Annotated in this window: 22 protein-coding genes; 2 read left to right on the forward strand and 20 right to left on the reverse strand. The window is 43.4% G+C overall.

What is annotated here, in order from left to right; translation table 11 throughout:
- Positions 1–9: 9 nt before the first annotated feature.
- From BGX14_RS05150 to fmt, 8 genes are all read right to left on the reverse strand, one after another.
- Positions 10–1,248, reverse strand: coding sequence for a pitrilysin family protein (locus BGX14_RS05150; protein ID WP_073305271.1), 1,239 nt, complete (start codon positions 1,246–1,248; stop codon positions 10–12).
- Positions 1,249–1,281: 33 nt separating this feature from the next.
- Positions 1,282–3,027 carry a hypothetical protein gene (locus BGX14_RS05155; RefSeq protein ID WP_095879274.1) on the reverse strand — a complete coding sequence of 582 codons (1,746 nt, stop codon included), beginning with the start codon at positions 3,025–3,027 and terminating at the stop codon, positions 1,282–1,284.
- On the reverse strand, positions 3,024–4,595 hold the full coding sequence (locus BGX14_RS05160) for an NAD(P)/FAD-dependent oxidoreductase (RefSeq protein WP_095879275.1): 1,572 nt from the start codon (positions 4,593–4,595) through the stop codon (positions 3,024–3,026). Before BGX14_RS05160 ends, BGX14_RS05155 begins: the two co-directional genes overlap by 4 nt.
- Before the next feature lies 1 nt (position 4,596).
- Positions 4,597–5,004: a GtrA family protein gene (locus BGX14_RS05165; protein ID WP_233126417.1), complete on the reverse strand. Its 408-nt coding sequence runs from the start codon at positions 5,002–5,004 to the stop codon at positions 4,597–4,599.
- Between the two features lie 234 nt (positions 5,005–5,238).
- Positions 5,239–6,963, reverse strand: a complete 1,725-nt coding sequence (locus tag BGX14_RS05170; RefSeq protein ID WP_143394145.1) for a hypothetical protein — start codon at positions 6,961–6,963, stop codon at positions 5,239–5,241.
- An 8-nt stretch (positions 6,964–6,971) separates the two neighbouring features.
- Positions 6,972–7,529, reverse strand: coding sequence for a hypothetical protein (locus BGX14_RS05175; protein WP_143159449.1), 558 nt, complete (start codon positions 7,527–7,529; stop codon positions 6,972–6,974).
- A 17-nt stretch (positions 7,530–7,546) separates the two neighbouring features.
- The gene (locus BGX14_RS05180) at positions 7,547–8,788 is read right to left on the reverse strand and encodes a transcription antitermination factor NusB (RefSeq protein ID WP_073305281.1); all 1,242 of its coding nucleotides are present in this window, start codon (positions 8,786–8,788) and stop codon (positions 7,547–7,549) included.
- Entirely contained in the window at positions 8,767–9,705 is a 939-nt protein-coding gene (gene fmt / locus BGX14_RS05185; protein ID WP_073305283.1) for a methionyl-tRNA formyltransferase, read from the reverse strand. The genes BGX14_RS05180 and fmt overlap by 22 nt, the downstream gene beginning before the upstream one ends.
- A gap of 142 nt (positions 9,706–9,847) precedes the next feature.
- Between fmt and BGX14_RS05190 the strand changes: the two genes are divergently transcribed.
- Positions 9,848–11,056, forward strand: coding sequence for an IS4 family transposase (locus BGX14_RS05190; RefSeq protein ID WP_095878730.1), 1,209 nt, complete (start codon positions 9,848–9,850; stop codon positions 11,054–11,056).
- A 169-nt stretch (positions 11,057–11,225) separates the two neighbouring features.
- Here BGX14_RS05190 and BGX14_RS05195 read toward each other — a convergent pair whose 3' ends face one another.
- On the reverse strand, positions 11,226–12,341 hold the full coding sequence (locus BGX14_RS05195; protein ID WP_073305303.1) for a hypothetical protein: 1,116 nt from the start codon (positions 12,339–12,341) through the stop codon (positions 11,226–11,228).
- Positions 12,342–12,551: 210 nt separating this feature from the next.
- Positions 12,552–13,820, reverse strand: coding sequence for a M18 family aminopeptidase (locus BGX14_RS05200; protein WP_073305285.1), 1,269 nt, complete (start codon positions 13,818–13,820; stop codon positions 12,552–12,554).
- A gap of 191 nt (positions 13,821–14,011) precedes the next feature.
- Here BGX14_RS05200 and BGX14_RS05205 point away from each other — a divergent pair, with 191 nt between their 5' ends.
- Entirely contained in the window at positions 14,012–14,794 is a 783-nt protein-coding gene (locus BGX14_RS05205) for a biotin--[acetyl-CoA-carboxylase] ligase (protein WP_073305287.1), read from the forward strand.
- A 114-nt stretch (positions 14,795–14,908) separates the two neighbouring features.
- On the opposite strand, the gene BGX14_RS05210 is transcribed toward BGX14_RS05205, so the two are convergent.
- The 10 genes from BGX14_RS05210 to BGX14_RS05250 form a co-directional block, all read right to left on the reverse strand.
- Entirely contained in the window at positions 14,909–15,343 is a 435-nt protein-coding gene (locus tag BGX14_RS05210) for a hypothetical protein (RefSeq protein WP_095879278.1), read from the reverse strand.
- 170 nt (positions 15,344–15,513) lie between these two features.
- Positions 15,514–15,951: a hypothetical protein gene (locus BGX14_RS05215; protein ID WP_143159450.1), complete on the reverse strand. Its 438-nt coding sequence runs from the start codon at positions 15,949–15,951 to the stop codon at positions 15,514–15,516.
- Position 15,952: 1 nt separating this feature from the next.
- On the reverse strand, positions 15,953–16,726 hold the full coding sequence (locus BGX14_RS05220; RefSeq protein ID WP_095879280.1) for a hypothetical protein: 774 nt from the start codon (positions 16,724–16,726) through the stop codon (positions 15,953–15,955).
- Positions 16,719–19,964 carry a S8 family serine peptidase gene (locus BGX14_RS05225; RefSeq protein WP_095879281.1) on the reverse strand — a complete coding sequence of 1,082 codons (3,246 nt, stop codon included), beginning with the start codon at positions 19,962–19,964 and terminating at the stop codon, positions 16,719–16,721. Before BGX14_RS05225 ends, BGX14_RS05220 begins: the two co-directional genes overlap by 8 nt.
- A gap of 14 nt (positions 19,965–19,978) precedes the next feature.
- Entirely contained in the window at positions 19,979–20,407 is a 429-nt protein-coding gene (locus BGX14_RS15255; RefSeq protein ID WP_143394146.1) for a hypothetical protein, read from the reverse strand.
- Positions 20,408–20,522: 115 nt separating this feature from the next.
- Positions 20,523–21,065 (reverse strand): hypothetical protein, encoded by a 543-nt coding sequence (locus BGX14_RS05230; RefSeq protein ID WP_095879282.1) that lies wholly within the window; start codon positions 21,063–21,065, stop codon positions 20,523–20,525.
- Between the two features lie 73 nt (positions 21,066–21,138).
- Positions 21,139–21,333, reverse strand: coding sequence for a hypothetical protein (locus tag BGX14_RS05235; protein WP_095879283.1), 195 nt, complete (start codon positions 21,331–21,333; stop codon positions 21,139–21,141).
- Entirely contained in the window at positions 21,320–22,219 is a 900-nt protein-coding gene (locus tag BGX14_RS05240; protein WP_095879284.1) for a 4-hydroxybenzoate octaprenyltransferase, read from the reverse strand. Before BGX14_RS05240 ends, BGX14_RS05235 begins: the two co-directional genes overlap by 14 nt.
- Positions 22,216–22,770, reverse strand: coding sequence for a UbiX family flavin prenyltransferase (locus BGX14_RS05245; RefSeq protein WP_073304981.1), 555 nt, complete (start codon positions 22,768–22,770; stop codon positions 22,216–22,218). Before BGX14_RS05245 ends, BGX14_RS05240 begins: the two co-directional genes overlap by 4 nt.
- A gap of 2 nt (positions 22,771–22,772) precedes the next feature.
- Positions 22,773–23,453 (reverse strand): ubiquinone/menaquinone biosynthesis methyltransferase, encoded by a 681-nt coding sequence (locus tag BGX14_RS05250; RefSeq protein WP_095879783.1) that lies wholly within the window; start codon positions 23,451–23,453, stop codon positions 22,773–22,775.
- Positions 23,454–23,673 lie beyond the last annotated feature (220 nt).

A 23,673-nucleotide genomic window follows, 5' to 3' on the forward strand; every position in this document is an offset into this window, starting at 1 on the left:
TCACCTCTTTTATTTTGGTTTGACCATTGCCGTTGCAAAAGGAGCATTCTTAAAAGCCCCGCGCAATAGTTCCACCAGATATTCTTCCGAAAAATTTTTCACCTGCGCTTCGGTCTCGTTAATGGAGAAAATTTTCCCCAAATGCATCATTTGATCCGCCATGCGCATCAATCGTTTTTCTGCACTGTCCGCGCCAATCCGAAGTCCGCCGATGATATTCATTTTTGTCCGCTCCAATTCCCCTTTTTCAAATCCGTCATTCAAAAATTTTTGAAATTCTCGAGCGGCGATTTCCAAGGCTTCATCGGTCTTGTCCGGTGCCGTCGCCAAAGAAACTCCCCAACCAAGAGTATCCGTATAGACATCGGTCATCGAATACACGCTGTAGGCAAGCCCACGGTCTTCGCGGATTTTTTGAAACAAACGCGAACCCATATCGGCACCAAACGCCACATTGAAAATGCCAAGAGCCCGAATAAAATCCATTTGAAAAAACGATTTTTCAAAACTCGTTCCCCAAAATAAATTCGACTGGCTCAGCTCTTTTTTAAAAAGGGTTTTGCGCTGGGCATTTGCCGAATAGCTATTAGCAAACGGCCTTTTCGCCGATTTTTTCTTTTCAAAAAAACGCCCGACCAAATCCACTAATTCCCGGTGGTCGATTTTTCCCACGGCGCAAACCACAATCGGCAAATCTTCTAGAACCTGGCGTTCGTATTCCCAAAGCCCTTCGCTAGTCAAGCCCCGAACGCTTTTCACCGTGCCCGCAATCGGAAACGAAAGCCCGCAACCGCGATAATGGATTTTGTTGAACAAATCCCCGACGCATTCTTCGGCAATGTCATCATAGCTGTGAATTTCTTCAATGATGACTTTGCGCTCTTTTTCCATTTCCTTTTCATCAAAGCGGGGACTCATCAGCATATCCGCAATGACATCTACGGCAAGCGGCAAATCTTCCCGAATCACCTGCGCATAGAATCCCGTTTCCTGCCGAGTCGTATAAGCTTCTAAATTACCGCCGCGATCTTCTAAAAGGTGTGCGATTTCCAATGAAGAACGTTTTTCGGTTCCTTTAAAAACCAGATGCTCATAAAAATGCGAAAGTCCGTTTATCTCTTCTGTTTCATGGCGAGAGCCTCGGGGAATCCAGGCACCAACCATCGCCGAATATGTTCCCGGCATTAAATCCGAAAGAACCGTGATACCGTTGTCTAAAACAGTTCTTGAAATAGTTTGTCGGAGCATGGCCGCAAATGTAGCAAATTCAAATCCGTATTGCTAAATCACTAAAAACAGAGCCACCGATGAAACGGCAAAAACAATAGCCAAAAGCACTCCCAAAATTTTCCAACGCCGAGAGGTATCCGGAAGCGAAACGCCCACCACAAAAAACGAGATAACCGAAAGCAATACCGGCATGATGTAGCGGAAATCGTTGCTACACGAAAACGGAATTTTTATCCGCAAGAACAACAGTGCCGCAGTAAACGCCAATCCCGAAACAAGCATAATGAACAGCGGCAAATTCCATTTGGTTTTCCAAATTCCGCGAATACTGTAAAGCAAAATGCCCAAAGCCGATACGCTGACTATCACGGCAAGCCCTTGACCAAAAGCAAGATTTGTCCACGAAAATTCTCCAAATAGCGACGTCTTTATCGCGTAATTCCAAAAATACTGTCTGCCGCCCGCATCGTTCCAAGCGCTGACAAATGCATTCATCAAAAAATCCCGCAAATCAAAGAACAGATAATTTCCCGGCAAATTTCCCACACGCAAAGCGGAATTCAACGAATGCGCGTTATCAACCAAAGAAGCATTTCCAAAGACTTTAAAAACGATAACCGTCAAAGCCCAAATAAAAATGGCAGCAAGGGCCGACCATTCTCCAAATTTCGGACGCAAGCGGCGACGATTCGCATATCCCAACACAAAAGAAAGTACTACGGTTCCAACACTCACAATGCCCGTTGTCTTTGTCCAAAAAGCCAAAAACGCAGCGACTGCAGCAAAGCCGATAAACTTAGCCCGACCATCCTCTTTTCCTGTCACATAACAAAGCGATCCCCACAGGCAAATCGCATGCCACAGAAAAAAGAGCTGATCATTTCCAATTCGCGGGGCGCACAAAACCAAGCCCGGCCAGAAAACCCACAAAAGAGTTCCCAACGCGAGAGCCTTTCCCGAAAGCAATCTTTTCAACGCCAAAAATCCAAACAGCAGCGTAAATGCCGACAAAAATAAATCGGCAAATTGAATCATCCGAGGAGGCGAAAAGCGCAGACATTCCGCCATTTTCCAAACCGGAGCCATCAAAAGATAATACACTGGTGGATGGTAGCACGCCCAACATTCTTCATTATCTGGGACGCTAAAATTCTCCGCCACATAGCGAATATAATCCACATGGGCATCGACATCATACGCAAAACGGGAATACGGCGTTTGCGAAGCAAAATAAATGCGAAGGACTACGCCCAAGCATAGAAGCAGAGAACAAACGAACCCGATTTTCAAACGTCGCAATAAACAAAAAAGCAAAAGCGCAAAAGTGAATAGAGCCAAAAAACGCGAAGCTTCTACCCAAAAATTCGTCGTCTTCGCCGAAATATTCAAGCCTCCAGGACCGCCATTATTGCGAACTTCCAATTCAAAATGCGTTGAGTCCGCCGGAATTTCCTTCAAAATCGAATCCAATGAAAATACAAATCCGCCAGCATAATCACAATGCCCCGGCGTATCGTGCAAAGAGAATCTTTCACCATTTACAGCAATCCATTCCGCACAATCGTCCGGAACAATATGCAACTCGTAATCCAGATTCAAAGGATGCCGCACATCAAAGGTAAAGCGGAATCGTTCTCCTTTTTGGAAAATTTCTTTGTACGGAAATTCTACAGACTGCTCCGCACCATCGATAACAACCGCCACATTTTTCAATTCCGCTTTTATCGTTTGAAAAAAGAAGACGCAAGCGATGCAGATCAAAGCGAAATAAAATTCTTTCAGACGAAAGATTTTCATCCTTTTTTCCCTTCGTGGTATTCCTCTTCGGTATTCACATTCCAAATGGCAGATTTATCGGATGAATTTTCCCGAATGCACTTCACCGCTTCCATCGCCGTCAGCATGCTATGATCCATATTGTTGTATTTGTGCATTCCGTTCCGCCCCATCAAAAACAAATTTTCCAAGGCGTCCAAATAGGAACGGACTTCTCCAAATCGCTGATACGTTCCAAAATAAGCGGGATAGGTTTTGGGAACGCGAAAAAGCACCGCATCCCGAACGGAAGATTTTTTAGCGACATGAATTTTTTCCAGTTCCGAAATAGCAAAGTCGATAAAATCCGAATCCTTGCTGTTCCACATCGAATCGCCTTCATTGACAAAATATTCAAGACCTATCCAAACTTTCGAAGGATCCGAGACCAGATACGGACTCCAATTGTTAAAGACCTGAATTCGCCCCAACTTAACGTCCGATTCCTGCACATAAATCCAATTGTCAGCGACAAATTTCAATTTACATTCCGGCGTTCCGGGCTTTGCCGGATTGGGGATATCCAAAGAATCCAGCAACAAACCCACCGTCATAAAATCCCGATACACAAGACCATTTGCAATTTCCCGCACCGAATCGGGAACTCCGGAGAGCGCGCCGACCAGATTTTTCACCGGCATCGTACTCATAAAATAATCGGCACCAAGCGTTTTTTCTTCGCCGTTTTCCGTAAATTTCACCGCCGAAATACGATTTTCTGACCGTTCAAATTTTGTGACCTTCGCACCAAAACGGATTTCACCGCCAAGTTTCCGAATTTCATCGGCAACGACTTCCCACAATTCTCCAGGGCCGAGTTTCGGATATAAAAATTCCCCGATCAAACTCGTTTCGGTATCTTTCTGGCGAACAGAATTTGTTTTTTTCGGAAGCATCGCTTTAAAAGCGTGCAAAAGGGTCTTGGCAATCGAAAGGCCTTTAATCCGCTGGGCTCCCCAATCCGCACTAATTTCATGACAAGGAATTCCCCAGACTTTTTCCGTATAATCCCGGAAAAACGTTTTGTAAAGTTCCACGCCAAAACGATTGATCATAAAATCTTCCAGCGATTTTTCTTTGCGCTTGGGAAGAACGCAGACTTTGATGTAGCTCATGCCGATTTTGAACATTCGCCAAAGTCCCAAGTTTCGAATTGTCGCCACATTGAGCGTCACCGGATAATCGAATAATTTTCGCGTATAAAGAATGCGGGAAAGACGAGAACGCACAAGCATCACGCGGTCGTCTTTTTCGGGATCCGGGCCATTTTCTGTCAAAGAAGTTTTCCTACCGATTGCAAGATCATCTCGACTAGGCGCTCCCTGCAACGGCAAGATATTTGTCCACCAGTCCATCACCGTATCGCTTTTGCTGAAAAAACGATGCCCGCCGATATCCATGCGATTTCCCTTGTAAACCGCCGTTCGAGAAATTCCGCCGACAAAATCATTTTCTTCTAAGACAATTGGTTTTACATCCGTCGTTTTTAAAAGTTCATAGGCAGCGGTAAGCCCCGCAGGTCCAGCACCGACAATAATCGCTGTTTTCATATCAATCCTTTAACGATCTAAAAAGAAAAAATTTGCGAGCACCGAAATTCCAAAAAAGTACAAGAACGGCAGCAAGGACTTTCGCAAACATCGGCATCAAACTTAAAAAATCCACAAACGCCCACATCAAAAATTGATTGAACGCAACACCCAAAATGCCGATGACGACAAACAGAGAAAATTCCAACGATTTTTTTTCCACATTCCGTTTGCACGCCCTAAAAACCCAACTGACACTTGCCAAATAATTTACCACAAGGCCGCCCGCCAGTCCAAAAATATTCGCTATCAAATAATGCCATTTCAAAATGTAGAGGCAAAAGGCAAATAATCCGAAATCCACCAAAAACGCCAAGCCCCCGGCAATTCCGTAGCGCCATATTTGCCCAAGAAGATTCTGAGGAGACAAATTTTGGGCCAAATGATGACACGCTGAAGAAAGTTGCTTCATATTTTAAATTTAGCTTATTTTGATTATCGCATTTTCTACGGAAAGAATTTCTTCAAAGAATCTTCCCAAAATGAAGGCCTTTGTAGAACAACAAGAAAGGACGGTCTTCCGAGCATTCGTATAAATCATTTCTTGAGAAAACTAGCCACTCTAATGACGCCGATTTTTTGAAAATGGATTTTCAAAGGTGGACTAAAATTTTTTAACGATATTACAGAAGAATCGAGTCACATCTTCGCCGCCATTTGGAACCTGAACTAAATTTTTGCCCAGCGAATGAACCAATGTTGCCGATAATGACAATCCGTATTTAGGGAAATTCTGCGTAAAAGAGGCGTCCCAATACCAGCTGCCTTTTACAACAAATGGATTCTCGGATCGCAGATTCCACCTTGCATCCGAACGATACGACCAAGAATGTTGAATCCAAAAATAATCCCATAGATTCCATTCCGCACCAATAGAAACCCATTCTTCCGCCGGATTTACTTCAAATCGTTCTTCGTCGCCATCAATGCGTTCTAGCCCCGCACGCGCCAAAAGAGAAAATATTTTTTCGTAACGATACGCAAGCAGCGCTTCTCCGGAAACGCCTCGAATCCAGGAATCTATTCTATCTACATCGCCCGTCCGATAAACATAAGGATTTTTTCCTGCGCCTCGTGGTTCTTTTTCATCAATGCCAAATGTCTCCGCCCCTTTTTCAATCCAACCTGCCACATTCACACCAAATTCAAACAAATTCACCCGAGTGCGCAAATCCATATACAAACGGTGCAACTGCATCACTCCGTCCGTTCGCAAATGAATGGTATCGGTATTATAATATTCGTAATCTTCACCCAACGGATTCAAAGTTGATGCGACATGATTTTTAAAACCGACATTTGTCCTTACCCATGCCGATGCAGGAATTTCCAAATTTACGCTGTCCTTACCAGCAAATTCCCGACCACTGGTTCCTATAAATCCCGCCAATGTTAAGCATTTTGCCGGGCGCAACGAAATTTCCAAAAATGGAAATACAACATAATCGTCTCGGATTCCGAAAGGAACCGCGCCGCTGTCATCCACAGCCCGGAATGCCGCTCCCAACGCCAAATTCCACAGGCGAAAACTTTGCGAAAGAGAATCCTCCCCGATTTTTACCGAGCCGCTGATTTCTTTCCGATTGCCAACCGTCTTGTTTTTTAAAAGAGTGTATTCCCCATATTCAAAGACCAAATTCGCATGAAAATAACGCGAGTCAAAGCGGGTTTCTGCGCGAGGCTTAAGCTCCACAGGAATCCAGCGTCCGCTTTCCCCCATTTCCCAAATATATTCGTGCCCCGCCAACGCCAACACTTCAAAAGACGATGCGGAATAGCCAAGCCCTGCGTACATAGTACTAAAAAACGGAAGATTTTCGCCAAATAAAGAATAGCTGGTAGTGCCGACCATCCTTTCTCGTTCCGCACGAGATTTGACCGAATAATGATCCACTTGAAAATATCTGGCGGTCGTCCAAATGCCATCATAAGATTTGGAACGAAATCCTACTTCCTGCATCGGCGTGCGATTCGGAGCGGCTTGATTCCAACCGCCAACGCGAGCATCCTGATACATCATATCTCCAATTTCATTCCCCACAGAAAGCCACACCGAAGGATCTTGCACATCCCACAACGGCGTTGCCGAAAGGCGATTGACAAGCATTCTGTATCGCATTTTTGATGGGGTCCATTCTTCACTTTCCGAATGAATTCCGCCCATTTGAGAATTGCGGTCATAAACAAATGTCGGCGATGCCGTCAAAAAGGTTCCATCGAAACGAGTGTCTTGCATTCCTTTCGTTTCCGGCGTGATTTCCGCAAATACACAAATACCAGCCAAAAGCAGTATTCGCAAAATCCTATTGAAATGATTCAGATAATTCACGCTCACTCCTACCAAATTTGCCGCTGGATATAGAAACCAAACAAGACCGTTTCCGAAGTTTCCGGAGCCGTCCACAAACGTTCAAAATAAACCTTCGCACCAAGTCGCCATTTTTGCGTCGAAATGATCGGCAAATTCAATCGGGCAAAAAAACCGAATTCCGATTCGTTGTCTTCCAAAGTCGTCTTCGAAAGATCGCCACCTTCTGCACGCATCCAAATGCAACTGAATCCCGCCCCAACAAGTACGGGTTTTATAAATGGAATCGGATAATCTAAACCGACACGCCCAATCGCCATATGCGTTCCGTCATAAGAGACGCCACTTTTCGTAGGCAAATAGGAATATCCGAATTGCACGATGCCAACCCAATTTCGGAAAAAACTGTAATCCAATTCCAAAAGACCGTAATAAGAATCTTCAAATCCTTGCGACGCATCATCTAGCAAATACAAAGCTCCACCTTCCATCGCTAATGCGGCATGAGAAAATTCCTCGGTCGGCACATTCTCTTTGGCAAAAAGAACTGACGCAGCGAATACAGCCAACAGTAAAATTTTCGGCATTAAACTCTCCTCAATCGTTATTTTTTTCGCAACGCCGCCGCAAAAAAACGATCCAAACCAAATTCATTTTTTGAAATACGAACCGGCAAACCAACTTGTTCAAAATCGGGATGCGCTTCCAAAAATTTTTTGACAACCTTATCGGTTTCCACAGGTTCAGGGCTGCATGTCGCATAAACAAGAATGCCGTTTTTCTTCAACGCCGAAACTGCCGTTTCTAAAATATGGAATTGTATTTTGGACAAATCCAAAACATCCTTTAGCGACAAACGGTATTTGACTTCCGGACGGCGAGAAAGAACGCCCAGATTGCTGCAAGGGACGTCGAGTAAAATCCGATCAAAACGTTCAAAAAAAGAATGGGCAGTTACATCCAGAGTTTGCACACTTATATTCGACAGAGAAAGACGGGAATGCAAATCCTGCATAGGCAACAAACGTTCTGCCGAAATATCGGACGCAAGAATTTCCGCATGGGGATACATTTCTGCAAGCAATGCGCTTTTTCCACCGGGAGCAGCACAAGCATCCCACACGCTCATCCCATCTTGTATTTGCAACAAATTCACCACTTCAAGTGCCGCCGGATTCTGTATGGAAAAAAATCCTTCTTTAAATTCCTTGCTGGCCAATAATTCTCCTAAGTGGGGATTTCCTTCCGGAATTTCAATGAATCGATTTTTATAAATGCGACCCGAAAGCGCCAATCGTTTTTGCAATTCTTCTGCCGATATTTTCTGCACATTCACGCGCATCCATTGACTAGGGCGTTCCACAGTTTCTTTGGAAAACTCTTCGGCATAAACAGGACCGCAACAATCCAAAAGCCTACGCACAAGCCATTCCGGCATCGAATATTCAAGGCTTAAACGCAAAACATTTTGTGGAGGAAGCGAAGGAAGTCCGTACCTATCCAAACGGCGCAAAATCCCATTTACCAATTTAACAGAGCCTTCTCCAAGATTTGCCTGGCGAGCAAGTTCCGCACTGGAATCGATCACCGCCCGATTGGGGACATCCATAAAGAACATCTGATAAATGCCCATTTCCAGCACGCATTGCACATCCAAACCTGGCATCCGTCGAACCGATTTCCGAATAGCGTGCAATAGCCGCAAATGCCTTCGACACACACCTAAAGCCAGTTCCTTGGCAAATGGCGAAAGGGAATGTTCCCGCAAGAGCTTTCCCGTTTTTCGCCAATCCACCAAAGCGCCAAAAGCGGAAAATCTCGTTTTTAATCCATCGTTTTGAAGCACAGATTCTCCTGGTTCTTATTTTGTATTCCCCGAAGAAAATCTGCCGCTGGCATGGGACGTTTTCCTTCCAGTTGAATTTCCAACACTTCGAGTGTTCCATTTCCTGTCCCGACCAACAGTCGATCTTTTTCATTGCGGACAAAACCCGGAGGAATCGCCAAATCTTTTACCACATCGGTCTTGCGAAAATAGGCAATTTTGCCGTTGAATTTGCAAAACCCGCCCGGCCAAGGGAAAAAAGCGCGAATGCGATTGTGAATCTGTTGTGCGGATTGCGAAAAATCAATTTTTCCATCCTCTTTTTTCAACTTGGGAGCCGGGGACGCGTTTGCATGATCCTGTTCCGAAAGCGATTCGCATTTTCCTTCAAAAATCTGTTGCAGAGCGGAATCCAACGCTTCGCAACCTGGGGCGACCATCTTATTCAAAATATCTTCTTCGGTATCATAAGGGCCAATCGGAATTTTCCGCTGTTCCAAAATGGGACCGTGATCCATTTTCTCGTCCAACAAAAAAATGCTTACACCAGTCATTTTATCGCCATTCGCAATCGCCCACTGCACAGGAGCGGCACCACGATATTGGGGAAGCATACTGCCATGAACATTGACCGCCCCAAATTTGGCGCACCCCAAAACGCGTTTAGGCAAAATAGAAAACGCAACCACAACAAAAATATCCGCCTGATAGCGCAAAAGCTCTTCGGCAAAAGAGTCCTCTTTCACTGAAGCCGGTTGCAGCACCGGGATTCCCAACGCCAGCGCTTTTTCTTTAACCGGAGGCGGCGTGATAACTCGCCCACGCCCTACTGGACGATCGGGCTGTGTTACTACGGCTACAACCTGATGCGAGCCACTGTGCAAATGTTCTAAAAAATGAGCCGCAAAAACCGGCGTTCCCATAAAAATAATTTTCATGGTTTAAAAATAGATAATAGTGTCCGCTAAAAGTTAATCAATTTCGTAGAAAAGTTATAAAAAAAGACGGTTCCCGATAATCGAGAGCCGTCACTTTTGGTATCGTTTTAAATAACCACAAATAAAAGGAACCAAAAGCAGTATGAAAGATAGCAACTTTAGCGGACAGCCGGTATTTTCCCAGATAATGAAGCTTATTCCCAAGAACCTTGTCCTGTCCCTATCTAGACAGAACGGCGGGGAACGCTATGTCAAGAAGTTCGATGCGTACCAGCATTTGCTTGTGCTCTTGTTTTCCGTCATGGAGCAGTACAAGTCCATCAATCAAATCTTGCTGGGGCTCGAAGCGGAATCGAGACGGCTAGTCCACGCCGGACTTACGGAGATCCCCAAAAGAAGCACATTCGCTGACGCGAACGGACGGAGACCGGCCGCGATATTCGAACGGCTCTACCATGAGTTGCACAAGAAGTACGAGCACTGTTTAGCGGACAGCCGGGACTATTTTTGGTCCAAAAGGCTTTATGTCATGGACTCGACGACTGTCTCCCTCTTCACCGACGTGATGAAGGGTGCCGGCAGGAACCCGAAGCTGGGCAAGAAGAAGGGCGGAGTCAAGGCGCACACCGTGATGAAGGATTCGTCTGGAGCGCCGGAGTTCGTCATCGTGACCCCGGCAGCGAAACATGACAGCACTGAACTCAAGAAAGTCAAGCTTCCCTCGGAATCATTTCTTGCTATAGACAGGGCATACATCGACTACAAGTTGTTCGAGAGCTTCTCCAAAAAGAAAACGACCTACGTGACCAGGATGAAGAAGAACCTCAAGTACGACCATGTGTCGGACAACCCCGTTTCAGACAACATACTTCGGGACGAGAATGTCCAATTTCATTTTGTCTCCCGCAAGAAGGAGCGAGTTCACAGGGCCCGCATAGTCGAACATTATGTCGAGGAGACGGGAAAGACATGGCGGCTGCTTACGAACAACAATGAACTTCCTGCCAAGGAAATAGTCGAAATTTATCGAAGACGCTGGCAGATAGAAACCTTCTACCGCAGTCTCAAGCAGAATTTTCCGCTTCATTTCTTTTACGGAGACAGCGAGAATGCGATCCGGATACAGATCTGGATAGTAATGATAGCTAACCTGCTGACAGCCATTGTTCGTGCGCAGACAAAAAGGAAGCTGAGTTTCTCCAGCACGGTTCTGCTGATACGCCAGTGTGCAACCTACTACGTAGACCTGTACAAACTCCTGGAATCTCCAATAAAGGCTGTAAGGGATGCATACGTCGGTGGACTCGCTCCACCGCAATCACAGCAGTCATTCCTGTCCCAACTGAACTGAGGGGGGCTCGTATTTTGAAATAAGTCCCGTTTTCCTTGAAAACGGGACGTTTTGGGGATTATGAATTCATGAATTAAAGTTTAGCGGATAACAATAAAAAATAGAAAACCGCCCCGCCCTGCATAAAGCCAACGGCGAGACGGAACCCATAGGAAGGGATTTCTTTGTTTTAGAATTCAAAGCTCACGGATGCGCCTGCACCAAAATAAACGTCATCCGAATCGCCATAGTCGTCTCCTAATGGAATGCAAGCGCGGAAATATCCATCCATCGAAAGTTTTTCCACCGGAGAGAAATATGCCTTCGGGCCGATAAATGCCTGCGCCAGCTCCGCATCGGAATCCAAAGTCATCGTGTGATATTCCCCTTGAACGCCGACAGAGAGTAAATCGTTGATGGCAAAGAGGGGTTCCACGTAAGCAAACATGTATTCCGGAGCATCGACAAGAGTCGGATCATCATCGTCCAGCAATGCATAGTAAGCCGTACCCTTGATTGAAAATTTTCCCAAGTTCACTTCCGGTTCCACCGTAAACGCATGGCTCATCTTGGGAGAATCTTCGGAAAGCGCATCGGAATAAAGCCCGTAAACAAGCTGCACATTTGCCATTGTCCCAAACACCAGGTTTGCCGTCACACCAGCGCGCAAGCTATTGGCGTTTTCCACCTGATAACTTTTGTAATTCACATAAGGACGAATTGTATGATCGCCCAAAGCCAACTCGTAAGCAACGTGCGCATCGTAAGTCGTGCAGCCCGCACCCGAAGCATCGCAATCGTCATCATCGGTACCAAAGCCCAAACCAACGACCAAGCCGTAAGCGTCCACTTCAATACCGCGAATGCTGCGTTCCATCATACCGGCGGCAGCATCACCCGGATCGTCGTAATCGTAATACCGAAAAGCCCCTTCCGAATAGGTCATATCGCCCGCTTTAATGGCGATTTTGTCGTTGAGCTGGTATTGGATAAAAGCACCATCATAAGCAAAGCCTGGAGCTGTATTGTCATCATCAGCGGAGATGGCAGCTTCCGCAGACCACTTATCATTGAATTTCACCTGAAAGAGCAGATCGAAAGTCGATGAATAATCGTGGAACCATTTGTTGTCCTCGGCATTATTGTCGATTTCGCCGCGTGGATCCACCTGCTTGTAATGCGTATTCGCTTCAAACTCGACAGAGCCCGAAACGGCAAAACTAGGGCCATCGCTTTTAGCGTCCTGCGCAAACAGAAAAGATGCTGCAAGCGAAGTAGAAAGGCAGAGGAGGATTTTGTTTCTCATAGCGTATCCTTTGGTTGAATTATTCCGCACCATAAACATTGCAAAAATCATGCCCCCCCTTTTCTTTCCAAAAAGAGGGTAAAATTTATGCTTTTTTCGCAAATTAGAACAATTTAGTCTTTCCTTTTTACAAAAAAGTCAAAACAAACATTTTATCGTCACACAAAACGCCCTTTGTCGTTATGACCAAAAAACGCAAGCCATTCCGCTCTACTCCATTTGCCCTAAATGCATCGCCTTTTTTCTAAAAAAGGATTGCATCAATTGGCACATTCGTTTGTGATCGATTACCGAACCCATTTCCCGAATGCTGTGCATTCCCAAAATCGCTTCACCCAAATCCACCGCCGGAATTCCCAAAGCCGCCGAAAGGCATGGGCCCACCGTACTTCCGCAAGGCATATCATTCCTTGAAACGAATATCTGATATGGCATTTGCAAGTCTTCGCAAAGTGCTTTGCATTGCGCACAAGCAATCGCTTCGCTGGCGTAACGCTTTTTGGCATTTTCCTTGAGCACAACGCCTTGACCCATCAACGGAGAATGATTCGGTTCCATCTTGTCTCCATAAGCGGGATGCGTCGCATGGGCGACATCTAAAGAGAACAGCAAGGAATCCGAAAGAATGCCAAACAATTCTCCTTGCTTCATTTGTATTGAATCTGCGATTCTATTCAAAACAACGAGTGCAAAATTCCCGGCAGCACCATCCCGCGTTTCCGAACCCACCTCTTCGCTATTCAAAAACAACGCTCCGCAAACATTTTCCGGCTCTCCCGATTCAACCATTCCAGATAAAATCGAATCGCACGAAAGCAAATTATCCAACCGCCCCGAATAAATCCACTCTTGATGAAAACCGCCTAAAGCCGCAGGCTGCGCATCAAAAAATTGCAAATCAAAATCCACAACACGAGAGCCAACAAAGTCTTCTAAAGCGGAGATAAAATTTTTTGTTTTTCCAGCAGAAAAGCATACGTTCAACTGCGTCTGCGGATTGATTCGAAAGCCTTCTTCATTGACATTTCGGTTCAAATGGATAGCCAATTCCGGGATTCGGCACAAAGCATTCATCCGAATTCTTTTTTGCACCAAACGATTTTCTTCTCGAACTACAACCATTCCCGCAATGCCTAAATCCCGATCGAACCAACTGGAAAGCAGTGCGCCTCCGTAAACTTCTGGATGCAGCAAGTGAATGCCCGCAGTTTCCAAATCCGGATTCGGAGTGATTTTCATCGTCGGAAAATCCGTATGAGAGGCCGCCAAACGAAAACGCGTTTCTGAAGATAATACAGAAGGAATACGGAACGCAAACAAGGCCGCACCTCTATTTACGAAATAAGATTTTCCCCTTTGCAAATTCCACATTTCCGTTTCTGGCAATTCCTGAAATCCCGCTTGAAGAAGTTCATTTGAAATCGCCGAAGACGTGTGCCACGGCGTTACCGCTTCATCTAAAAATTTCAACAAATCCATAAAAACCTCCAATAAATACCGTCGCCACAAAACGGAAAAAATCAATGCAAAATTACTTTTTTCAGTAAAAATTTTCCGTTCAAAAACACAAATCGAGTCGCAAGAAGTAAAAGATTTACAAAAAGAATCGATGCGTAAAAAACATTCCCGACTCCTCTAAACCTCCAAGTGCAATTAACTACTATTACAATATGAAAGATTTCTTTTCTACAGAAAAACCTTTTTCCTCTTGGCAAATTCAAGGTCTTCATGACAAGCCGGCGAAACTTTTTTCTTCTTTGAGCAGCACGCACCGCTACACAAAAGACCATTTGCGCGAATTGAACGCGGGCGATGTCATCGTTGCCGATTCACAACAGAACGGACGCGGCAGGCACGAGCGCACCTGGCTTTCTCCCGCCGGGAAAAATCTCTATTTCAACATCCTGTACCCGCTACAAGGATTTGCCCCCAAGGAATACACACAGCTCATGCAAATCACGGCGATTTCCATCGCCCAACTGCTCCGCCACATCGGCATCCAAGCCAGCGTCAAATGGCCCAACGACATTCTCTGCGACAGGAAAAAATTTTGCGGAATGATTTCCGAATGCCTGTACAAAAACGGAGAGTCTCTATTGAATATCGGCATTGGCATCGACGTCAATGCAAGCGAAATGGATTTCAAAGAAATCGAACGCCCCGTCACCAGCCTTATGCTGCTTCTAGGGGAAAAAATCAATCGGGAAATTCTCCTCCAGGAAATTCTCCAAAAATTAAAATCCGCTTTGGAAACAACGCGTGTTCAGGGAATTCGCCCCTGGATTGAAGAATGGCGAAAGATGGACCAGTTCATCGGCAGCCCAGCGCGCATCGTCGAAGGCGAAACCACAATCGAAGGCACGATTCTCGACATCAACGACGACGGAAGCCTATTATTTTGTACAAAATCAGGAGAAATTCTTTCCCGCTACACCGGGGATTTGGAAATTTAACGGGACACTATATCGATAAAATGGCGTGGCAAACTTTCTCGACAAACTTTTCGTAATCGTTAAAAATCACCGAAGATTCTCGAAATTGACGTAGCGCGCGATAGGGAGTTCATTTCAAAACGCCACGAGCAAATTCAGCCCGCCGCCCGCATTCGCCAAATCCACCGACGGCACGATTGTCCATTGTACGGAATTTTCACGCCGTTCCTTGTAACGCTTGAGCGCATCGATATACTCGTCTCGGCGATTCGCATGGCCTTTGCGAACAGCAAATTTATATGTATTGTATAGGAAAATGGGAAGGCCGACCAGATAAAAAGGAACGGAAGCTGCCGTAAATAAGCCGGCACCTACCGCCGACAGCCAATCGGCATCTGAAGCGGCATTTACTGCGACCACACTAAAAAATGTTCCGCCTCCCACCAAAAGCCCACCGATAACCATGCCTGCTGCGTTTGGACCATAATGGGAATCATCATTTTCTTCGGCAATTAAATTGTTGTAAATTTGAACGCTGTCGCCATTCCATTCAACGGAAGTTTTTTTCATTTTGTTCCAACGGACTTTCCGCCAAGAAAATCTTATTTTCCGCCGCACTAGCATGTCCCAAAAGTAAATTCAGCAACAAAAAGAACAGGAGACATCCATTTCGCGTCATTTCAAAGTTTTCTCCAACCGAAGAATCCCGCCGTGTTTGGTTTTTAAATTAAAAAACATATTCAATTTCCAACCAAAGAAATACTTTGCAATAGTATTCCTCCATAATTTTGCTCCTTAACCTGATGATAAATAATCCGCACCGGTATCTTATTATTAGAAGCAGAAAGAGCCAGTGCCCCTGCAAGAGTCATGGCAAGCGCATCTGTATTGTATTCTTCACTTTCAATCAAAAAAACTTTTAAGGAGTTTGTCTTAGTACCATTAAAATCCGTTGTTTCAAATTGTGTTTGAATCCATGTCGTACAATTTTGATCTGTTCCCAGAAAAAATGCCATAACGTTCTGCGCATTATTCACATCAACAGCCAAATGGCAAACATATCCAATTTGGCTACAAGACGAATTCGGAATCATCTCGTTGGAACCGTTGAAATTACAGACTTCTTCTGAAAAAACTACAGAGGAAATTATCAATAGAAATACCAAAAATTTATTCATCCTATTCTCCATTTCTTTTGAGTTGAACTTTAGATCGACCACTCTCAATGACTACTGAAGAAGACTTCCCTACAGCATGAGAGCCATTCACTAAACAAGGCGCAAATTTCAATTTATGTTCTGAAATAGCACGAGGGCTCTGCTTGTCAATAGCTTCTGTACATTGAGGGGGACGAGGAATAAAATAATATGCCGGACAGATAAACTGTTCTTGTCTTTCTGGAAATTTTTCAAAAACTGTCGTTCCATCATCCTGAAACTGACAAGATATAGCAACATCACAATAGCCGTATTCCAACAAGCATAGAGAATAATATGAAGAATCTTTTTTATACAGAATCAAAAAGGAGCCATCCATATTTGACTCCAGTCTTTTATCAAATAAATCCGCTAAATAATACCCCCTTTGAGAAGAGGCAAATTCCAACAAACGGAAATCTTCCAAAAATGCAGTCGGATTTTGTAGTATTGGTTCATGAAGAAGACTGTCGTCTAAATAATACTTTGACACCCAAATTGAATCGTCGAAAGAAAGCGAGTCATTTCGAACATACACATTCCTTTTTTCCACAAGAGTCGTTCCCTCTTTACAAATATAATCAGGAGCCCAGGCTTCAAAATACATCTTACATTGGCCCAAAGAGTCATCATCAAGATGCAGAAGTCCATTTTTACCAAAACAATTTGCTTCAGTTAAAATGGTTCGTTCATCCCATGTACGAGCAGCTAGATGCGCAAAAAAAACGCATAAAATAAACAGAAGCGTTTTATTCATTGATCATCTTCCTTTTTTTGGATGTTTCAAATAGCATAGGCAAAATAGAATAAGGTACTTTTTCTATGCGTGATATTTCAAAACCGTAACCTTGAGAATCATCATTATCACTGTCAAGGATCACTTTTAACTTTTTCCCCCTAACTTTAATCCTCTTGCCAGAAAGACCCGTCCCAGTATAAGTACCGAGCAAGTGATTTTTGTCATCATAAAGGAAAATAGAATCCCCCTTCCCCACATAAGTTTGTTTGTTAAATGTCACAAACGATTCCAAGTTGTCTCCTAAAGCATATTCACAAACTAGCCGATTCTGCGAAAGATAAGGATGAACTATCTGACAGGTAGAATTCCAAAGGCGAAGATCACTAACAATAGACGCCACTTGAGCATTACCAGAAGAATCATTTCCCTGCACAATTCGAGTCCCGCGAACCACAATTTGCCATTTCCCCTTTTCTGGAAAATCCACATCCACAACTTCAACATTATTCAAATGATCAAAACATTCACCACTTAATTTATCATTTTTCCCACAAAAACGTTCCGCCTCTTGAATATCTGATTTATGAATATTTTCTAATCCAAAGGTTTCCTGAATCAGATTCCCATTAAAATCAATTTTATTTGTCGGCAACGGTCGTAACCGCCAAGGAAAATAGAATTTCCCTGAAGGAGAAATAAAATACATATCTAAATCATTTATCAATTTAGAATCTAACGAAGAAACTACAGGCACATTACCGTCATCACGCATACCAGGGGCATCATCCCAAACTAGAGTAGCTCGGAGAGAATGTACGCCTTCCGGTACATAGATGCTCCAATTTTTCTCCTGACCATTAGAAATGTCAAATTCTCGAAATCGGCTAAAAGATTTAGAAGTCTCATCATAATCCTCTATGTATCCTAAAGCAGATTCCGCATCAACCCGCCCCCAACCAGTAGCAAAATCTGGTCCCTTGCCATAAGGGGTATAATAAAGATTGCCATCGTGCTCCGCAGCAGAAATGTCCGAATTATAAGCAACATGAGCTTGCTGAGAGTCTTCCATATCTATAGATGTATGTATCAGGATTGCTTTTACCGTTGAATTTCGCATAGAAAATTTATCCAAAGAAAGACCGGTCTTTGTTCGGAATTTTTGATACATCAAAGCAGCAATTCCCGAAACAAACGGAGCTGCCATCGAAGTTCCAGAAGATTCTCCATAACAAGACATTTCGTCTTCAAACTGTTTGCAAGGAACACTTGAAACAATCCCATAATCATAGTTAAACCCAAATCTTAAGAAATTAGAAACCAAAGATTTTCCATTCCACGGAAAACGCGTTGTTTGGTAATCATCACCAATTTTTCCAAGAATCCAGCGAACAGAAGTCGTCTCATAGCCGTCATAAAAATCATCTTCAGATGAAAAATATACGCTCCCATTAATTATTGGATAATCTATCTTCCCACTTATTCTACGAAAACGAATTTCAATTTCATCATCTTGTTGCACCTCAAAGGGGGTTGCCGAAAAAAGTTCATATCTCCAATTTACGTAACTTTCTTGAGCCGAAAGTCGATTTTCCGTCCATTTAAGAGCTTTTCCATTACTTGCTAGAGCATCATCCAAATACTCTAATTTTCCAACAAATTTTTCTCGAAAAAGATTACATTTAATCAATTGCTCCGGAGATTCCGACAAATATATACAATTCTTCCTTCGCAAATCGGGATTCAATAAACTATCATTTGTACCAAAATTTAATTCAAAAAAAGGAGTTTCTGCATTCTTGTGGTACATCCGAAAATAATCAATCAGCAGAACTAGAGGAGCATTTTCATCAAAGCGAAATTCCGCCCCCGAACCAGGAGCCATCAAATCTGGTTTAATTCGACCATCCCAAGTACGCCCCATACTAGAAGTACTATTTCTCACGCTTGTTACACTAGACATATTTCCGACCACAGTTGAATTTTTTGTATTTGCCAATATGGAATGATAACTTAGCAGATTCCCATATTGAGGGGTTAGTCCACCATTATTAGCTGCGGCATAAATTGATGCTTTGGAAATACTATCGCATTCATCTTCACAATTTTTCCAATCATAGAATAAATTATAATCCATTGTGTACGAATTAAATTCGTATAATCCACTAAAATCATTTATATGGGAGTGATTTACAACATTTCCTTTCTGATGCAAAACAAACATTCTATTTGCATAAAAATTCACTTTAGGAGCGACACCTCTATAGAGAAAATTGTCTCGTCCATTAGCAGCACTTCCAGATTTCCATCCATTCCCTCCAATAATGCCCGCTACATGACTTCCATGTTCACAATCATTAAATTTACATTCAATTTTAGATTCTCCTGCAAGTTTTCTTTGTACAAGTTCTCCAGTAGCCGCCACTTCATTAAAAGTTGAATGATTGTATAAGATTCCAGAATCATATACGCCAACAACGATTCCTTCTCCTGTGTAATCTGCATCGGAAAGCCAATTTGTAGTAGGTTGTTGCATTAGTAATGCATTTTTCCAAGCTTCATTATTCTGCAAGACATCAATATTTATCGCCTTACGTCCCTTGTCATTTACAGGTTTACTTTCTCGAGAAACATCAATATGACGAATATTTTGATTTATTTCAAGGCAAGATAGGGTCTCCTTTGTATGCGTAGAAACAACAAGATTTCTATCTATTTCTGCACGCAATCCTCCACAACCTATCGCAATATTTTTACAATCACCCATCGTAACATCTGGCCAACATGAAATAAACAAATCAAACTCAGTTCGAGAAAGGCTGTCATCTTTGCATACTCCTATAGATTCACAGGAATCTTTTTTTTCATAAGAAAATTCTGTTCGAAAAAAATCAATGGACAATCTAGTCGTATCATCAGCAACTATAGCATTGTAAAAATTTGTCAAAAGTGAATCTAGGGTAAACTTTTTTATCGGAATTTCTGAACGAAATAAATAGAGATTTTTATTCTGGATACGACCTGCTTCAAGTGGTTTTAAACCTCTCTCTTTTAAAAGAATTCGTTCTTTTGACAAAAGAGGAACATCCTTCAATAACCAAAAACGTCCAGCGGGAATCACCTCGTTTGAGTTTCCGTCGAATTTTTGAACCAAAAAATTTTCTCTGCGATCCTGCCACAAAACATCTTTAATAGAATAACGGCCACTCGTAGGATCATAGCCCCACAATAACTGGGATGAAGCGTCATAAACCGCCATCTGATAATTTTCTTCTATAAAATTCGAGTTTTTCTGGTAAGAAAAATCCCTAGAACAGTCCCAAGCCCCCAATCATTTCTATAAATTCGAAAATAGATGTCTACATTACTTCCTGGATAAAACATTCCTTTCATTTTCAATTTAATAGTGCTCCACTTACCATCAGAAAATATCGAGGGAGATACAGAAAATGGCCAAGTTACGTAATCAACAGAAAGAGTTAACAAAGAATCTTTCAAATATAAGCCACCATTAGATTCCTTACAACGAGAATTTATTTTATTTCTTTCGCAAAATTGGATCCAAGAATTTTCTGCAAAATAGCGAATTTCTGGATTTAAAATTGGAATATTAGACTTATTTACTAAAGAGATCCTATACTCCACCCAATTCCATTCTGTACGGTGGCGTTCACTTACCAACCTAACGGAAAGAGAATCCATTGCCGAAGCAAAGGAACAAAAAAAACAAGCAGCACGTATCTTTTCAAAATTTCATCCCTATTCAAAGACAGAAAAAAAATAATTCAGCTATTGTCAAAAATATACATTGCGTTTCTCAAAACGTCACGAGCAAATTCAGCCCGCCGCCCGCATTTGCCAAATCCACCGAAGGAACGATTGTCCATTGCACGGAATTTTCACGCCGTTCCTTGTAACGCTTGAGTGCATCAATGTATTCGTCACGGCGATTCGCATGGCCTTTGCGAACGGCAAATTTATACGTGTTGTATGAAAAAAGCGGTATTCCGATTAAATGAAAAGGGATAGAAGCCGCTAAAAAAAGTACTCCTGCAACGTGCGTAAGAGCGACATCAAACCCACCTTCGTCTGAAGAATAGCACACTCCATATATTCCCCCAACAAGGAAAAATGTTCCGCCTCCCACCAAAAGACCACCGATAACCATGCCTGCTACGTTTGGACCATAATGGGATTCCAAATTTTCGTCAGCAATTAAATTGTTGTAAATTTGAACGCTGTCGCCATTCCATTCAACGGAAGTTTTTTCATTTTGTTCCAACGGATTTTCCGCCAACGGCATAGCAACAGCATACCCCAAAAGCAGATTCAGCAGTAAAAAAAAACAGGAGACATCCATTTCGCATCATTTCAAAGTTTTCTCCAACCGAAGAATCCCGCCGTGTTTGGTTTTTAAATTAAAAAACATCTCGCTACTTGTCCCGCCATTTCAATACAAAATTCACCCCTAGTGCCACGGCAAGCAAAACGATAAAAACCGTAAGAACCCTATCTCCCGATTCTTTTGGAATTATTCCCCATTCCATTCCCAAGACATCGGCAAGCGAAAGCACGGCAATCCATATTGCGGTTCTTCGGCAAACTTTCAACTTATCATCGTAACGCATCCGCATCGCCTCCTAAAAAAATCCATGCCAAAAGTCCAAGCATTACCAACAAACTAATTCCAATATTCGCCAGAAAAAAATCCCGATTCATCGCATCCAAATCATCGGACTTTCGGAACAAATGAATATAGGCAATCGCCGCGGTCATAAGCCCAAAAACACTCCACCAGGCGATTCCCATTTTCCAATAAAGTCCAAAGGCAAAACTCAACGCAAGCATCATCAGATGGCTCGCCAGCGCAATTTGCAAAGCCTTGCGACGACCGAAGCGGGCGGGAACGGAATGGAGTCCCATCTTGCGGTCAATCTCTTCGTCCTGCGTTGCATAAATAATGTCAAAACCGCCCATCCAAAGCATCAAAATGAACATCAAAAAAATCGGAAACGCCGCAAATTCTCCGCGAACGGCAATCCAAGCGCCTAGCGGACTCATCCCAATCGCCAATCCCAAATACCAATGACAAAGCCACGAAAAACGTTTCCAATAAGAATAAAAGCAAAGTGCTGCTATCACAGGCAACGAGCAAATTCCCGCCAGCGGATTCAGCATCCACGCCAAGGCGCAAAAAAGAATCGCATTCACCGCAACAAATCCCGCTACGGAACGTTTGGAAAGTTTTCCCGTCACCAAATGGCGCTTGGCTGTTCGAGGATTTTCTGCATCCATTTTGGCATCGACAAGTCGATTAAAAGACATGGACGTATTGCGAGCCGTTACCATACAAAGAACGATTAAAATCACCAGCCGAAAAATTTCTCCCGGCGACATTCCTCGAAATCCGTTCGCAGCAACCCACATGGAACCCAGCGCAAAGGGCATCGCAAAAAGAGAATGGCTAAAGCGGACCAAGTGCCCATACTCAACTATCTTTGAAAAAAAGCTCATTTTGCAGAACCCCATTCCGGAACAATTTGATTGGGAACATTCAGATGTCGCAAAATTTTAGAGACAACCGTATCGACAACATCCACAACCGTTTTCGGTTTCGAATAGAAACTCGGGTTCGCCGGAATCACCACAGCACCAGCCAGCGTCAAACGTTCCATATTTTTAATGTGAATCAAATTATACGGCATCTCGCGGGGGACAACAACCAACGGGCGCCTTTCCTTTAAACAAACATCCGCCGTTCGAGTCAAAAGATTGTCCGCAATTCCGTTCGCTATTTTTCCAAGAGAGCCCATGCTGCAAGGCACAACCGCCATGCCCGAAAAACACGAATTGCCGCTGGCGCATTCCGCAAAAAAATCATCGATGTTCAAAACGGAATCCGCCTTTTGCAACGCCTCGGCTTCTTCCTCATAAGCGGCGACAGATTTTCCCGCCGCCGTCTGAATCAGCGCGACGGAATGTCCCATTTTTTGCAAATGCCATAAAGTTCTCGCGGCATAAATGGCGCCCGAAGCTCCCGTAACACCTAGCACAAAATGACTCATTTCTACACCTTTTGAAGTAAAACGCGAAATGCCACACCCCAAAAGCAGGGCTTTATGGAGACGACACGAAATCCTTTTGTTTCTGCTAAAGACGCAAAATCCGCCACGGGCAAAAAGCGCAAAACCGATTGAACAAGATATTCATAAGCGGAACGTTTCCCGCTAAAAATCGATCCCAAAAGCGGAATGAAAAGCGGAGCAAGACGTTTATAAAAGAACCTGTTGAAAAAATTTCGAGGAGAAAAAAATTCCAAGACCATGAGATAACCGCCAGAAGAAAGCACCCGAAAAGATTCCTCTAGGCCGCCTGCCGCATCCGGCAAATTGCGCATTCCAAAACCATTCAAAATCACATCGAAAGAAGAGTCTAAAAAAGGCAACTGCATAGCATCGAGTTGAATTGGCTTTGCCGTCATTTTTTTCCCGCGAGAATATTCCAGCATCCCAAAAGAAAAATCGCCAAGAATCGCCAGCGAAGGCTTTCCGACAATTCGTTCAAATTCAACAGCAAAATCTCCCGTGCCACCGCACAAATCCAGTAGCCGCCCGCCCGCTTCTCTTTTTTTGAGTTCCCGACAACACGCTTTGCGCCATAGAATATCTTGAAAGCAACTCAGAGTATGATTCAACAAGTCGTAGTTTTTTGCTATCTCGTCAAACATTTTTCGCACAGGAGAAATCATAGTGTAAATGTAGAAAACAGAAAAAAAATCCGATTTTCCCAAAAAGTACAGCAAACCGAAAACCTTTAACGGATTGCAAACATTTCAGCGGCGGCGAAAACTCCTGAAAAATTTCAACAAAAAACACATTCCCTTTGGAGGCAAAAATTTCATTTTACAAAACGGCATCCGTTTTGAAAACAACGCTTCACGCCAAAAGCTCACTGCCGACACAGAATCA

The sequence above is a fragment of the Fibrobacter sp. UWS1 genome (genome assembly GCF_002300445.1).
Taxonomy (GTDB): Bacteria; Fibrobacterota; Fibrobacteria; order Fibrobacterales; family Fibrobacteraceae; genus Hallerella; species Hallerella intestinalis.

Excerpts from the sequence above, each read along its gene's own strand:
- BGX14_RS05210 (WP_095879278.1), bottom strand. The coding sequence starts at position 15,343 with ATGAAAAAAACTTCCGTTGAATGGAATGGCGACAGCGTTCAAATTTAC.
- BGX14_RS05155 (WP_095879274.1), bottom strand. The coding sequence starts at position 3,027 with ATGAAAATCTTTCGTCTGAAAGAATTTTATTTCGCTTTGATCTGCATC.
- BGX14_RS05250 (WP_095879783.1), bottom strand. The coding sequence starts at position 23,453 with ATGATTTCTCCTGTGCGAAAAATGTTTGACGAGATAGCAAAAAACTAC.
- BGX14_RS05200 (WP_073305285.1), bottom strand. The coding sequence starts at position 13,820 with ATGGATTTGTTGAAATTTTTAGATGAAGCGGTAACGCCGTGGCACACG.
- BGX14_RS05240 (WP_095879284.1), bottom strand. The coding sequence starts at position 22,219 with ATGAGCTTTTTTTCAAAGATAGTTGAGTATGGGCACTTGGTCCGCTTT.
- BGX14_RS05225 (WP_095879281.1), bottom strand. The coding sequence starts at position 19,964 with ATGGCGGTTTATGACGCTTCATCCCAGTTATTGTGGGGCTATGATCCT.
- BGX14_RS05245 (WP_073304981.1), bottom strand. The coding sequence starts at position 22,770 with ATGAGTCATTTTGTGCTAGGTGTTACGGGAGCTTCGGGCGCCATTTAT.
- BGX14_RS05160 (WP_095879275.1), bottom strand. The coding sequence starts at position 4,595 with ATGAAAACAGCGATTATTGTCGGTGCTGGACCTGCGGGGCTTACCGCT.
- BGX14_RS05235 (WP_095879283.1), bottom strand. The coding sequence starts at position 21,333 with ATGCGTTACGATGATAAGTTGAAAGTTTGCCGAAGAACCGCAATATGG.
- BGX14_RS05190 (WP_095878730.1), top strand. The coding sequence starts at position 9,848 with ATGAAAGATAGCAACTTTAGCGGACAGCCGGTATTTTCCCAGATAATG.
- BGX14_RS05205 (WP_073305287.1), top strand. The coding sequence starts at position 14,012 with ATGAAAGATTTCTTTTCTACAGAAAAACCTTTTTCCTCTTGGCAAATT.
- BGX14_RS15255 (WP_143394146.1), bottom strand. The coding sequence starts at position 20,407 with ATGGATTCTCTTTCCGTTAGGTTGGTAAGTGAACGCCACCGTACAGAA.
- BGX14_RS05175 (WP_143159449.1), bottom strand. The coding sequence starts at position 7,529 with ATGCCGAAAATTTTACTGTTGGCTGTATTCGCTGCGTCAGTTCTTTTT.
- fmt (WP_073305283.1), bottom strand. The coding sequence starts at position 9,705 with ATGAAAATTATTTTTATGGGAACGCCGGTTTTTGCGGCTCATTTTTTA.
- BGX14_RS05220 (WP_095879280.1), bottom strand. The coding sequence starts at position 16,726 with ATGAATAAAACGCTTCTGTTTATTTTATGCGTTTTTTTTGCGCATCTA.
- BGX14_RS05195 (WP_073305303.1), bottom strand. The coding sequence starts at position 12,341 with ATGAGAAACAAAATCCTCCTCTGCCTTTCTACTTCGCTTGCAGCATCT.
- BGX14_RS05150 (WP_073305271.1), bottom strand. The coding sequence starts at position 1,248 with ATGCTCCGACAAACTATTTCAAGAACTGTTTTAGACAACGGTATCACG.
- BGX14_RS05230 (WP_095879282.1), bottom strand. The coding sequence starts at position 21,065 with ATGGATGTCTCCTGTTTTTTTTTACTGCTGAATCTGCTTTTGGGGTAT.
- BGX14_RS05215 (WP_143159450.1), bottom strand. The coding sequence starts at position 15,951 with ATGAATAAATTTTTGGTATTTCTATTGATAATTTCCTCTGTAGTTTTT.